General features: G+C 74.8%; 11 protein-coding genes. 5 read left to right on the forward strand and 6 right to left on the reverse strand.

Annotated features, from left to right (window positions below; genetic code table 11):
• Positions 1-10: 10 nt before the first annotated feature.
• The gene (locus ACWDBB_RS00275) at positions 11-1,414 is read right to left on the reverse strand and encodes an amidase (protein ID WP_449787470.1); all 1,404 of its coding nucleotides are present in this window, start codon (positions 1,412-1,414) and stop codon (positions 11-13) included.
• Positions 1,415-1,723: 309 nt separating this feature from the next.
• Between ACWDBB_RS00275 and ACWDBB_RS00280 the strand changes: the two genes are divergently transcribed.
• Together ACWDBB_RS00280 and ACWDBB_RS00285 are read left to right on the forward strand one after the other, a co-directional pair.
• Entirely contained in the window at positions 1,724-3,082 is a 1,359-nt protein-coding gene (locus ACWDBB_RS00280) for a cytochrome P450 (protein ID WP_449787471.1), read from the forward strand.
• Between the two features lie 108 nt (positions 3,083-3,190).
• Positions 3,191-3,904, forward strand: coding sequence for a rhomboid-like protein (locus ACWDBB_RS00285; protein ID WP_449787472.1), 714 nt, complete (start codon positions 3,191-3,193; stop codon positions 3,902-3,904).
• A gap of 79 nt (positions 3,905-3,983) precedes the next feature.
• Here the strand turns inward: ACWDBB_RS00285 and ACWDBB_RS00290 are convergent, their stop codons facing one another.
• Positions 3,984-4,565 carry a DUF421 domain-containing protein gene (locus ACWDBB_RS00290; RefSeq protein WP_449787473.1) on the reverse strand — a complete coding sequence of 194 codons (582 nt, stop codon included), beginning with the start codon at positions 4,563-4,565 and terminating at the stop codon, positions 3,984-3,986.
• Positions 4,566-4,619: 54 nt separating this feature from the next.
• On the reverse strand, positions 4,620-5,456 hold the full coding sequence (locus tag ACWDBB_RS00295) for a LysR family substrate-binding domain-containing protein (RefSeq protein ID WP_449787756.1): 837 nt from the start codon (positions 5,454-5,456) through the stop codon (positions 4,620-4,622).
• Between the two features lie 67 nt (positions 5,457-5,523).
• Here ACWDBB_RS00295 and ACWDBB_RS00300 point away from each other — a divergent pair, with 67 nt between their 5' ends.
• Complete coding sequence (locus ACWDBB_RS00300; protein ID WP_449787474.1) at positions 5,524-5,952, forward strand: DUF5997 family protein; 429 nt, start codon at positions 5,524-5,526, stop codon at positions 5,950-5,952.
• Between the two features lie 150 nt (positions 5,953-6,102).
• Positions 6,103-7,866: a DUF885 domain-containing protein gene (locus ACWDBB_RS00305; RefSeq protein ID WP_449787475.1), complete on the forward strand. Its 1,764-nt coding sequence runs from the start codon at positions 6,103-6,105 to the stop codon at positions 7,864-7,866.
• Between the two features lie 62 nt (positions 7,867-7,928).
• On the opposite strand, the gene ACWDBB_RS00310 is transcribed toward ACWDBB_RS00305, so the two are convergent.
• Positions 7,929-9,056 carry a hypothetical protein gene (locus ACWDBB_RS00310; RefSeq protein ID WP_449787476.1) on the reverse strand — a complete coding sequence of 376 codons (1,128 nt, stop codon included), beginning with the start codon at positions 9,054-9,056 and terminating at the stop codon, positions 7,929-7,931.
• 425 nt (positions 9,057-9,481) lie between these two features.
• Here ACWDBB_RS00310 and ACWDBB_RS00315 point away from each other — a divergent pair, with 425 nt between their 5' ends.
• The gene (locus ACWDBB_RS00315; protein WP_449787757.1) at positions 9,482-10,153 is read left to right on the forward strand and encodes a hypothetical protein; all 672 of its coding nucleotides are present in this window, start codon (positions 9,482-9,484) and stop codon (positions 10,151-10,153) included.
• 134 nt (positions 10,154-10,287) lie between these two features.
• Here ACWDBB_RS00315 and nadE read toward each other — a convergent pair whose 3' ends face one another.
• Together nadE and ftsH are read right to left on the reverse strand one after the other, a co-directional pair.
• Positions 10,288-11,127, reverse strand: coding sequence for an ammonia-dependent NAD(+) synthetase (gene nadE, locus ACWDBB_RS00320; RefSeq protein ID WP_449787477.1), 840 nt, complete (start codon positions 11,125-11,127; stop codon positions 10,288-10,290).
• A gap of 66 nt (positions 11,128-11,193) precedes the next feature.
• Positions 11,194-13,296: an ATP-dependent zinc metalloprotease FtsH gene (gene ftsH, locus ACWDBB_RS00325; RefSeq protein ID WP_449787478.1), complete on the reverse strand. Its 2,103-nt coding sequence runs from the start codon at positions 13,294-13,296 to the stop codon at positions 11,194-11,196.
• Positions 13,297-13,374: the final 78 nt, after the last annotated feature.

The raw sequence follows: 13,374 nt of genomic DNA on the forward strand, positions 1-13,374 counted from the left end.
ATCGCCGGGCTCAGTCCTGGATCCGCCGCCAGGGCCGGTCCGCCTCCAGTGCGTAGGCCAGTTCCAGCAGCAGCCGCTCCTGCCCGTGCGCCGCCGACAGGTGCACCCCGACCGGCAGCCCGCCGGGCGCGGAGCCGGCCGGCAGCGCGATGCCCGGGCCGCCGGTCACGTTGTTGACCGGGGTGAAGGCGACGTAGCGCATCAGCCGGTCCATCAGCTCGTCGAAGTCGACGTTCGGGCTCAGGTGCCCGATCGGCGGGGCGGTGTGGGCGAGCACCGGGGAGAGGATCGCGTCGTGGCCGCGGAAGATCCGCGCGTACACGCCCTCGGCCCGGCGCAGCCTCCGCAGCACGCCGGGGGTCCGCGGGAACTCGGCCTGGAACCGGCGGCGCAGCCCGGTGGTCAGTCCGTCCAGCTTCCCGACCCGGAAGCTCGGGTCGATCAGCAGTCGGCCGGTGGCCGCGATGGCCCAGGCGATGTAGCCCCAGTAGCTGACGAAGTCACGGGAGAACTCCTCGCCGAAGGGCAGTTCGGTCGGCTCGACCAGATGGCCCATCGCCTCCAGCCGGGCGGCCGTCTCCTCGACCACCCGCCTGGTCGGCTCGTCGGTCTTGGCGATCGGCGAGTCCACCACCAGGCCGATCCTCAGCCGCCGTTCGCCCGGCCCCTCGACCAGGCCGAGCGGGGGCAGCGCGGGGTTGGCGCGGTGCCGCTCGGCGGCGGCGAAGAAGGCGGCGGTGTCGCGCACCGAGCGGGTCAGCACGCCGTCGGTGACCAGGTCGATCGGCAGTTTGCCGCTCTGGGCGTTGGTGACCAGCCGGCCCCGGGTGGGCTTGAGCCCGACCAGTCCGCAGCAGGCCGCCGGGATGCGGATCGAGCCGCCGCCGTCGTTGGCGTGCGCGATCGGCACCACGCCGGAGGCCACCAGGGCCGCCGAGCCGCCGGAGGAGGCGCCGGCCGAGTGCGAGGGCTTCCAGGGGTTGCGCACCGGCCGGGCGGCGGCGAACTCGGTGGAGGCGTTGAGGCCGAACTCGGGCAGCCTGGACTTGCCGAGGACGGCGAGGCCGGTGGCGAGGAACTGGTCGGTGAAGCGCGCGTTGCGGCGGGCCGGTCGGGCGCGGTAGGCCGCGCTGCCCATCGCCGTCGGCAGGCCGCGCAGGTCCACGTTGTCCTTGAGGTACGTCGGCACGCCCCACAGCGGGCCGCCGATGCCCTCCCGGCTGATCCGCGGCCTGTCGTACGAGGCGTGGGCGACGGGCAGCAGCGTGCCGTCCACCCGGGCCGCCCGGTCGACGGCCGCGCGGACCAGCTCCCTCGGGTCGGCCTCGCCGGCCCGCACCAGTGCGGCGAGCGCCACCGCGTCATGGGCGCCCAGGGCGTCGTCGGCGAACGCGTGGACCCGCTCGTCGGTCATCCGAACTCCCCACTTCCTGCCGGGCGTCCCGCCGTCCGGCGATCGCACCGGCTGGTCGTTCCTGCCCGGTTCTACTGACCGGTAATCCCGCAAGGGCTTCGAGTGTAGGCGTGGCCGGTGGTCCCCGCCGAGCCGGGGCGCCGTTCCGCGAGTGAACGATTCGTCACATCGCAGAGGGCGCACGACCGTTCAACCCGCGCCCCCGCGTTCACCCCGTCCGCCGGTCCACGATCGTTTCGCCGCACGCCGCCGGGAAAGATCACGTTCACGATTCGTCCCGGTCCTCCCGCCCCAACCAAGGTGACGCCCGTGCCGACCCCCTTCTTCCCGACCACCCGGTTCACCGCGGCCCTGGCCCCCGGCGGCCTCCCCCTGCTCGGCCACGCCCCCGCCCTGCTCCACCGCCCGCACGAGTTCGTGGCCCGGCTGGCCGCCCACGGCGACCTCGTCCGGCTGCGGCTCGGCCCGCTCCGCGCGTACGTGGTCTGCCACCCCGAGCTGGTCCACCGGATGCTCGCCGACGATCACACCTTCGACAAGGGCGGGCCCCTCCTCGCCGAGGCCCGGGAGGTCGTCGGCAACGGCCTCGCCACCTGCCCCGCCGCCGTCCACCGGCGCCAGCGCCGGATGCTGCAGCCCGCCTTCCACCGTGAACGACTGCCCGGCTACGCCGCCCTGATGGCCGAGGAGATCGCCGACGCCACCGCCCACTGGCACGACGGCGACGTGATCGACGTCCCCGCCGCGATGCACCGCCTCAGCACCGCCGTCACCGCCCGCTGCCTGTTCGCCGCGCACGAGCGGGCCGGCTCACCGCCGGTGCACCGGAGCATGGACGTCGTGACCCACGGCCTCGCCCGGCGGCCACTGCTGCCACTGCTGCCACTGCCCGGCACCGACCTCCTCCCCACCCCAGGCAACCGCCGCTTGCGCCGCGCCCGGCAGGACCTCCGGGAGATCACCCGGCGGCTGATCGCCGAGCACCGCACCGCCGGCACCGACCGGCACGACCTGCTCTCCACCCTGCTCGCCGCCACGGACGAGGACGGCCGGAGCCTGTCCGACGCCGAGATCCACGAGCAGGTGCTCACCTTCCTGCTCGCCGGCGTGGAGACCACCGCCGCCACCCTCTCCTGGGCCTGGACGCTGCTCGCCGCCAACCCGGCCGTCCGCAGCCGGCTGCACGCCGAGCTGGACACCGTCCTGGACGGCCGTCCCGCCCGCCACGAGGACCTGCCCGCCCTGCCGCTCACCGCCCGGATCGTCAGCGAGACCCTGCGGCTCTACCCGCCGCCGTGGATCCTCAGCCGCACCGCCACCACCGACACGGAGCTCGGCGGCCACCCCGTCCCGGCCGGCACCACCCTGCTGTTCAGCCCCTACCTGCTGCACCGCCGGGCCGACCTGTTCCCCCGCCCCCACCGCTTCGACCCCGACCGCTGGCTCACCACCGCCAGCCCCGCCCCCGGCACCTACACGCCGTTCGGCCTCGGCGCCCGCCGCTGCATCGGCGACGACTTCGGCACCACCGAGGCCGTCCTCGCCATCGCCACCATCGCCGCCCGCTGGACCATCGCCCCCGCCCCCGGCCGGCCGGTCCGCCCCCGGCGCAGCTCCTCCCTCGCGCCCCGGCCCTTCACCGCGCGGCTGACCCGCCGCATCCGCTGACCGGACGCCGACCGGCGTCCGGGGACGGGGCTTCGATACTGTCCCGGCATGGCCGGCCGTACGGGCGCCGGCCGGAACCAGGCCGCTCGACCGGGACACCTCCACGCCATGAACGCTCGAACCCCACGGGGGCTCCTGACCGGGGCGCTGCACGCCGTCCGGACGTACCCGCGCCGCTCACCGCTGACCTTCGGCTACGTCGTCCTGCTCCTGCTCGGGCACGTCTGGGTCGAGAGCGTGCTCGCCGCCGACCGGGCGGACGCGCTCCGCGACCACATCAGCACCAACCTCGACAACCTGCACGACCACCCGGTCACCGCCCTGTTCGGCAGCGCGCTGCTCTTCGACGGCACCCTCACCGAGGTCCTCTCCACCGGCTTCGGCAGCACCCTGATCACCCTGGGCCTGGGCGTCTGCTGCTGCCTCGCCTGGACCGAGCGCCGCTACGGCAGCCTGCGCGCCGCCGCCGTCTTCCTCGGCGGGCACATCGGCGCGACCCTGGTCACCGCCGCGGTGATCGTGCTCGCCCTGCGGCACGGCTGGTACCCGCAGGACGTGCGGCAGGCCTCGGACTACGGCATCAGCTACGGCGCCCAGACCGTTCTCGCCCTCGCCACCCTCGCCGTACCCCGGTGGGCCCGACTGCCCTGGGCCGCCTCCGTCGTCGCCTGGCCGCTCGGCGGCGGCGAATGGCCCGGCCCGCTCCCGGAGTTCACCACCGTCGGCCACCTCCTCGCCGCCGCCCTCGGCTTCGCCCTGGCCGCCGCGGTGGCCCTCACCACCTCCCGCCGCCGTCGCGCCGGGGCCCCGGGGTCCGCCTGACGACACCCGCACCGGAACCGGGCGGGCGTCAGCGGGGCGAGCGTCAGCGGGGCGGGGGCGGGCGTCAGCGAGGTCGGCGTCAGCGGGGCGGGCGACGGTCGGCGGTGAGGACGGCGAGCAGCCGCTCGATCTCCGCCAGCCGGCGCCGCAGGTCCTCGACGTCGCCGCGGGTGGCGTTCTGCTCGTCCGCCTTGATCTCGACCAGCAGCTGCCCGTCCGGCTCCAGCCGGGCGCGGGCCACCTCGCCGAGGTCGTCGCCGTTCTGGATCCGGATGGCGTGCTCCAGCTCGGACGGGCGCAGCGCCAGGTCGTGCAGCGCGCCGGGCACCAGCCTGCCGTCCCGGACCACGGTGGTGGCCTTTCCCTCCAGGATGCGGGCGGCCCTCTGGTCGCGGGCGAGCCAGCGGGTGACGACGGCGTTCACCGCGACCAGGGTGACCGCCCCGATCGCGCCGCCGAGCAGGCTGTTGTCGTTGCCGATGATGGCGTTCTGCACCACGTTGGAGAGCAGGAAGACGACCACCATGTCGAAGGTGTTGAGCCCCGCCAGCCCGCGTTTCCCGGCGAGCCGGAACAGCACGAGGATCAACGCGTAGACGGCGATCGTGCGCAGGATCTTCTCCCCGATCGGGATCTGGACCGCCACCAGGTCGTGCCACACTGCCCCGCTCCTCCCGCCTCGGCTGTTGGGAACGGGGCAGAGGCTACGCCTCGGTCACCGCTTCGGCCTGCCGCGCCGGGCCGCCGCGCCGCGCCCGGCGGCCTTGGCGCCGCCGGCCTTCGCGCCCTTCGGTCCCCCGGCCCGCTGGCCGCCCGCCTTCTGGGCGCCCGTCTTCTGGCCGCCCGCCTTCTGCCCGCCGGACTTCTGCCCGCCGGACTTCTGCTGCTGCGGCTTGCCCTGAGCCGCCTTCCCGGGCCGGGCCTCGGGCGCCGCCTGCCCGGCCCCGCGGCCGCGCGAGCTGTTGACCGTACGGCCGCGGACGATCCCGATGAACTCCTCCACCAGGTCCGTCGTCCGCTCCTGCGGCCAGGACAGCGCCACCTGGGACTGCGGTGCCTCCACCACCGGCCGGTAGGTGAGGTCCCGGCGGTGGTGCAGCCGGGCCAGCGACTGCGGCACCAGGAGCACGCCGACGTTCGCCGCGACCAGCTCGATCGCGTCCGCCGTGCTGTCCGGCCGCGCGATGGCGGGGCGCCCGGGCAGGGTCTCGGCGGTGAAGCCGAGGGAGTCGTCGAGCGGGTGGAAGACCACCTCCTCGGCCAGGTCCGCCAGCGGGACCTCCTCGGCGGCGGCGAGCCAGTGGTCCTTGGGGAAGACCACGACGGTGGTCTCGGTGTAGAGCGGGATCGCGCTCAGCACGTCCTTGTCCACCGGCAGCCGGACCAGCCCGGCGTCCGCGCCGCCCTCGCGCAGGGCGCGCTCGGCATCGCCGAACGGGACCGCGAGGAGGTCCAGCGGCACGTCCGGGAGCCGCTCGCTCCAGACCCGGACCCATTTGCCGGGGATCACGCCCGGGACGTACACGAGCCGGAAGGACGGGTTCACCTGCATGTCTGTCACAGGGCAAGGCTACCGACCGTGACCGGAAGCGCCCGCGCGCTCCCTTACCCTTGTCACCATGACATCGCTCAAGCAGAAGACCAGCCAGACCATGAAGCCGGCCACGGCGGCCAAGAAGCTGGGGATCTACCTCGACGCCGCGCCGACCGACTTCCGGGAGGGCGTGGTCTCCCGCGAGGAGCTGAACGCGCTGCAGGCCGAGCCGCCGCAGTGGCTCCAGGACCTGCGCAAGAACGGCCCGCACCCGCGCCCGGTGGTCGCCGCCAAGCTCGGCATCTCGATCTCCGGCCTGGCCCGCGGCGGCGTGACGGAGGCGCTGACCACCGAGCAGATCGAGGCCGTCAAGGCCGAGAACCCGCTCTGGCTCCAGCACGAGCGCGCCAACCAGGTGGACGTCCGCAAGGAGACCGCCCGGATCAAGGAGAAGCACGAGAAGGAGGCCGCCGCCAAGGCCGCCAAGGAGGGCAAGGCCGCCCAGGCGCGCTGACCCGTCTCCCCTCGGTGCGGCGGTGGCGGAAGGGGTGGAACTCCCCTCCCGCCGCGGCGTATTGACCGGGCCGTCGATCGCTCCGAATAATCGGCGGGATCGGGCGCGGCGGTACGCCGCACCGCGGCAACCGCACCGGGGGAGCGACCAGTGATCGAGCAGCCTCAGGACGCAGCGCGGACTCAGGACACCGGACAGCACCAGCACGCAGGGCGGCCTCAGGACACCGGGCGGCCTCAGGACACCGGGCAGTCGCGGCACGCGGGGCTCGCCGCGCTCGCGGACGAGTTCTTCGCCGCCGAGAACACCCACAACCCGTTCGACGCGACCCTCAGCGGGGTCGAGGGCTACGCCCACCTGGTGCCCGACCCGTCCCGCGAGGCCGCGCACCGCCACCGCGGGACGCTGCGCGGCTTCGCCGACCGGCTGGCCGCGATCCCGCCGGACACGCTGGCCGGCGAGGACCGGATCACCCACCGGGTGCTCGCCCGGCTGATCGACAACGGCATCGGCCAGATCACCCACGGGCTGGCCGAGTTCAGCGTCTCGGCGACCATCGTCGCCCCGCAGAACGAGGCCTTCTCCGCGCTCGCCATGACCTCGGTCGAGCAGGAGGGCGCCGACGCCTACCTGGAGCGCCTCGCCGCCCTACCCGGCTACTTCGACGCCACGCTGCGCCGCACCCTGGACGCCGCCGCCGAGGGCCGCCGCCCGCCGCGCAGCGGGGTCGACGCCGCCGTCGCCCAGCTGGAGGCCCACCTGGCCACCGCCCCGGCCGAGGACCGGCTGCTGCGGCCGCTGGCCGGCCGCCGGGAGTCCGAGCGGGCCCTGGCCATCGTGCGCGACGCCGTCCGCCCGGCGGTGGCCCGCTACCGGGCCGGGCTGGCCCAGCAGCTGGTACCGGTTGCCCGGCCGGACGACAAGCCCGGGGTCTGCCACGTGCCGGGCGGCGCCGAGGGCTATGCGGACGCCGTCGCCCGCTTCACCCGGCCGGGGCTCACCCCGCAGGAGGTGCACCGGACCGGCCTGGGGGCCGTGGCGGCGCTGCGCGAGGAGTTCGCCGAGCTCGGCGGCAAGGTCCTGGGCATCACCGACCCCGCGGCCGTGCTGACCGCGCTGCGCGAGGACCGCTCGCTGCGCTTCGGCAGCGCGGCCGAGATCGTCGCCCTGGTGGACGGGGCGCTGGAGCGGGCCCGCCTGGCCTGCGTCGACTGGTTCCGCCCGTACCCGATCGCCGACTGCGTGACCAGGGAGATCGACCCGATCGAGGCGGAGAACGCGCCGCTGGCCTACTACCAGCCGCCGGGCCCGGGCGGGCTGCCCGGAACCCACTGGATCAACACGCTGCGCCCGGAGAGCCGGTTCAGCTACGAGTACGAGGCGCTCGCCTTCCACGAGAGCGTGCCCGGCCACCACCTCCAGCTCGCCGTCGCCCGGACCCTGCACCACCTGCCGCAGTTCCGGCGGAACCCGAGCGGCCAGCTGACCGCCCACGTCGAGGGCTGGGGCCTGTACACCGAGCGGCTCGCGGACGAGATGGGGCTGTACAGCTCGGAGCTGTCCCGGTTCGGCATGCTCTCGATGGACGCGCTGCGGGCGGTCCGGCTGGTGGTGGACACCGGGATGCACCACTACGGCTGGTCCCGGGAGCGGGCGATGGCCTACCTGCGGGCCAACACCGCTACCCCCGGGGCCAACGTCCGCAACGAGATCGACCGCTACATCGCCTGGCCGGGCCAGGCCACCGCCTACCTGATCGGCCGCCGGGAGATCGTGCGGCACCGCGAACGGGCCGAGGCCGCGCTCGGCGCCCGGTTCGACGTCCGGGAGTTCCACCACCAGCTGATCGGGCACGGCAGCCTGCCGCTGGGGGTGCTGGAGGAGCTGGTGACGGACTGGATCGCGGCGCAGTAGGCCGTACGTCCCGCTGCCCTGCCACCGCTGCGCGTCCCCCTCGGTGTGCCGTCCGGTCGTCGTCAGAACCGGACGGTCCGCAGGACCGAGTCACCGCCCTGGAGCCCGGCCAGGTAGAGGGTGCGCCCGTCCGCCCCGAGCTGGACCTGGACGACGGAGTCCAGGCCGAAGCCGGTGACGGTCTCGCCGGGGACGGCCGTGCCGGTCGCGGGGTCGTACGAGAGCAGCGCGGCCTGGGCGGTCTTCGCGCCGGTGAACACGAAGATCCGGCGCGAGTCGGGGCTCGCCCCGAGCAGCTGGGGGCCGTTGTCGAAGGGCCCCAGGGAGAAGCCGGACCGGAAGGTGTTCGTCGCCGGGTCGAGGGTGTCGAGGGAGACGGTGCCCCATTCGCGGTAGCCGCTCGCGTAGACGGTGCGGCCGTCGGGAGCGGGCACGACGGCCTCGGCGGAGCCGAAGTCCGCCACCCGGTCGATGACCTCCGGGACGGCGCCCTCGACGTCCAGGTGGTACAGGTTGTCCGCGGTGCCGACCCAGGCGTCGGTGGCGTCGGGGCCGAGCACCACCTGGTTCACGGTGAAGCCGGTGAGCGTCACGCTGCCGGGGAAGGTCCGGGTGGCGGGGTCGTAGGCGAGGACGCGGCCGGCCCGGCTGCCCATGCGCACGCCGTAGGGGCCGTACTGGGCCAGCCAGAGCCGGGTGCCGTCCGGGCTGACGGTGACCCCGTGCAGCCCGCCCTTGGTCATCGCTCCGGGGCGGGGCTGGTCGGGCGTGGCGACCCGGGCGAGCAGCCCGCCGGTGACGGCGTCGAAGGTCAGCAGGTCCCAGTTGACGGTCACGTAGACCCGGCTGCCGTCCGGGCTGACGGTCGGACGGCCGACCATGTCGAAGGAGGAGACGGTGAGCAGGTCGGTGCTCACTCCGGTCCGGGTGTCGATGCTGCGGACCGCGCGGGCGCCGTGTCCCGGGTCGACGTCGTAACTGGCCACCACGAACGCGCGGTTGCCGTCCGGACTGACGGCGAACGACTCGCCCTTCGCCCCCAACGCCAGGGTGTCCGGGGCGACGCCCTGCCGGACCGTCACCGCCGGGCCGGCCGGCGCGGCCGCCACCGCCTCCGTCCCGGTCACCAGCAGCGCTCCCGCCGCCACCACCGCGACAAGCCAACGCGCTTTGCGCACAAGCCCGTTCATGCTTTCCCTCCCGCCGGTCGGATCGCGGCTTCGCCGCGTCCGCGTCAGGCTACGACACGTTCGCGGGGCCCGCGTAGCGGTTCGGCCGGAGTCGGTCCCACTCCGGCCGAACACAGCCCCTTCACGACACCGCCGAAACCGGAGCCGGCCTCGGCGTCGGCATTGGCCTCGGCGTCGGCGTCGGCCTCGGCGTCGGCCTCGGCGTCGGTGTCGGCGTCGGCGTCGGCGTCGGCCGGATTCGCCGCCGTCGCGGAAACGGTTCCGCGCGCCCGGTGAAGGCTTCCCGCGCCCGAACCGGCGTCACCCCAACGGCTCTGCCGACACGGTAGGGTCCGCTGGAACGGCCACCGGCACGCCCGGCGACCGCCGCCCGCGCCCACCCGATGGAGGAACCCGTGCCGGCTCCCGCCCGCCGCACCCTGGCCATGGCCGCCGCCGTCCTGTTCGCCGCCGCGGCCGCGGGCTGCTCGCCCGGCGGCGGCCACACCGCCGGGAGCGTCAGGTCCGGCTCCGCGGCGGCCGCCCCGCCCGCCGTCTCGATCGTCACCGGCCCCGGCCCGATGGACAGTTACAAGGTCCAGCCGCAGCCCGCGCCGGGCAGCTGCCACTACCGCTACACCGCGGACCAGCAGCCGCTGCCGGACCCCGCCTGCACCCCGGGCGCGATCAGCCCGGCGGTCAGCCAGGACAACCTCAAGGACACGATCTGCAAGCCGGGCGGCTACACCTCGACCATCCGCCCGCCGGCGAACATCACCGGCAAGGAGAAGGCCGAGAACGCCAAGTCCTACGCCTACACGGGACCGTTGGCCGACGCCGAGTACGACCACCTGATCAGCCTCCAGCTCGGCGGCGACCCCAACGACCCGCGCAACCTGTGGGTCGAGCCGCCCTCCCCCGGCCACGTCCCCGGCAAGGGCCCGAACAACCCCAAGGACACGGTGGAAACCCACCTGCACACCGCGATCTGCAAGGGCCGGATCACCCTGGCCGCCGCCCAGCAGGCGATCGCCACCGACTGGACGACCGCCGAGGGCCGACTCGCCGTCGGCACCGGCTCCGCCCCGACCCCCGAGCCCGACGCCGACGGGGACTGACGGTCTCTCAGGGTCCAACTGCTGGTCACAGCACCGCTGTTGCGACCACTCGGGTGACGGGACACACGAGCGTCGGCCCGCCGCCCGGCCACCGAGGGGTCCGGGAGACGGGCGGAAGGCGCGGGCCCGGCCGGTCAGGCCACCAGCGGGACGACCGGCAGGTTGCGCTTGTGCTCGGTGCGGCGGTAGTGGCCGAGGACAGTCCGGAAGACCTCCTCGCTGACCGGCAGGCCCTCCAGGAAGTCGTCCAGGGCGTCGTAGCTGACACCGAGGGCGTCCTCGTCGGGGCGGCCGGGGGCGAGGTTCTCCAGGTCGGCGGTCGGGACCTTCTTGACCAGCTCGGCCGGTGCGCCCAGCGCCTCGGCGATCGCCCGCACCTGGCGCTTGGTCAGGCCGGACAGCGGCATCACGTCGGCCGCGCCGTCGCCGAACTTGGTGAAGAAGCCGACGGCGGCCTCGGCGGCGTGGTCGGTGCCGACCACCAGCCCGCCCTTGGCACCGGCCGCCGCGTACTGGACCACCATCCGCTGGCGGGCCTTGACGTTGCCGCCGACGAAGTCCTCGTGGCCGTGGTCGGTGTAGGTCAGTCCGGCGGCCTTGAGGGCGGCCAGCGCGCCGTCGGTGGCGGGCTTGACGTCGACGGTCAGCACCTCGTCGGCGCGGATGAAGCCGAGCGCGAGCTGGGCGTCCGCCTCGTCCGCCTGGACCCCGTACGGCAGCCGCATCGCGGTGAAGGTCACCTGGCGGCCCTCGGCCCGCAACCGCTCGACGGCGAGCTGGCAGAGCCGCCCGGCGGTGGTGGAGTCGACGCCGCCGCTGATCCCCAGCACCAGGCTGCGCGCGCCGGTGCTCCGCACCTGGTCGGCCAGGAACTCCACCCGCCGCTCGGCCTCCTCCGCGGGGTCCGGCACGGGCACGACCCCGAGGGCACGGGCGATCTCCCGCTGGACGTCGGCAGGCAGGGGCTCGGTCATTCCGACTCCTCGGGACGGTGGGTACGTGACGCGCAAACGAGGATACGACCCCCGGCGACACGGCCGTCACGGGCGGGGGGTCTCCCCCGGCTCCGCCCGCCCCTCGGGCCCGCCGGGCTTGCGCAGCGAGACCGGCTGCCCCGGACCCGGTCCCGGGTGCGCCAGGATGTCCAGCACCACCCGGCCGTCGACCGTCTCCTGGGCGACCAGCAGCGCCGCGAGCTCGTCCAGGTGGTGCCGGTGCTCGGTGAGCAGGTCGAGGGCCCGCCGCTCGGCCCGGCGCAGCAGACCGGCCACCGCCTCGTCCACGGCGCGCTGGGTCTGCTCGGAGTACGGGCGGCGCAGCAGGTCCTCGGGGTTGTCGCCGAGGTAGTGCGGGGTGCCGCTGGAGTAGCCGACCGGGCCGAGCTCCGGGGAGAGGCCGAACTCGCGGACCATCCGGGTGGCGACCGAGGTGGCGTTGGCGAGGTCGTTGGCGGCGCCCGTGGAGCCCTCGCCGAAGACCACCAGCTCCGCCGCCCGGCCGCCGAGCTGGACGGTGAGCAGGTCGGTCAGGTAGCCCTCGCTGTACAGGTGCCGTTCGGCCTCGGGCAGCTGCTCGGTGGCACCGAGGGCGACGCCGGCCGGGAGGATCGTCACCTTGGCAACCGGGTCGGCGCGCTCGCACAGCGCGGCCATCAGCGCGTGCCCGGACTCGTGCACCGCCACGGCGTGCCGTTCCTCGGGCAGCAGCGCGTTGGAGGACTCCCGGCGGCCGAGCAGCACCCGGTCGCGGGCGGCGTCGAGGTCGTCGGCGGTGAGGACGGACCGGTCGGCGCGCACGGCGTTGATGGCGGCCTCGTTGACCAGGTTGGCGAGGTCGGCGCCGGAGAAGCCGGGGGTGCCGCGGGCGAGCCGCCCGAGGTCGACGTCCGGGTCCAGGTTCTTGCCCCGGGCGTGCACGGCGAGGATGGCGGCCCGTTCGGCCTGGTTGGGCAGCGGGACGGTGACCTGCCGGTCGAAGCGGCCGGGGCGCAGCAGGGCCGGGTCGAGGGCGTCCGGGCGGTTGGTGGCGGCGATGACGACGATGCCGGTGCTCTGGTCGAAGCCGTCCATCTCGGCGAGCAGCTGGTTCAGGGTCTGCTCGCGCTCGTCGTTGCCGCCGAGCCGGGTGCCGCCCGCGCGGCGGCCGCCGACGGCGTCGATCTCGTCGATGAAGATGATCGACGGCGCGCGTTTGCGGGCGTCCTCGAAGAGGTCGCGGACCCGGGAGGCGCCGACGCCGACGAACATCTCCACGAAGCCGGAGCCGGTGACCGAGAGGAAGGGCACCGAGGCCTCCCCGGCGACGGCGCGGGCGAGCAGGGTCTTGCCGGTGCCGGGCGGCCCGACCATGATCACCCCGCGTGGCCCCTTGGCCCCGGCGGCGGCGTACCGCTCCGGGCTGCGCAGGAAGTCGACCACCTCGCTGACCTCCTGCTTCACCCCCTCGTAGCCGGCCACGTCGGCGAACCCCGTGTTCGGCCGCTCGGCCTCGATGATCTTGGCCCGGGACCGTCCGATGGCGCTCAGGCCGCCGCCCAGCGAGCGGGCGGCCATCCGGCCCGACCAGAGGAACAGCGCGCCGAAGACCAGCAGCGGCAGGAACAGCAGCAGGGTGGACCAGATCGAGCCGCCGCCGCTGGTCCGGCTGCCGGTGACGGTCACCTGGTGGTCGGTGAGCGCGCTGCTGAGCTGGGAGGTGTCCAGGGCGGTGGGGATCTGGGTGGTGAAGTGGGTGCCGTCCTTGAGCGTGCCGCTCACCCCGCCGGTGTCGTTGACGTCCACGGTCTGCACCTGGCCGGCGTTGACCCGGTTCACGAAGTCGCTGTAGCCGTAGCGGGTGCCGGGCTTGCCGGGGTTGGAGAAGAGCACCAGCAGGAGCAGCGTCACCAGCACGGCGACTGGCAGCAGCCAGCGGCGCCACGAGGGCGGCGGGGGCTTGCCGGGGCCGCCTGGACCACCCGGGCCGCCGGGCCCCGGGCCCTGGTTGCGGCCCTGGCCCGGGCCCTGGCCGCGCGGCTGGTCCCAGCCCGGCCTCGGGCCGGGTCCGGTGCCGGGGCCGGCGCCCGAGTCGGTGCCCGGGCCGGAACCGGACCCCGGTGGAGTCGTGGGGTGACGGGCAGCGCGCAGCCGGATTCGTACGATCATCCACGCTCACCGCCTCTCGGGGACCGAGCTCTCGGGGCTGAACTCTCGGGGGGCCGAACTCTCCGGGGGCCGAACTCT

This window comes from Kitasatospora sp. NPDC001095 (genome assembly GCF_053598615.1).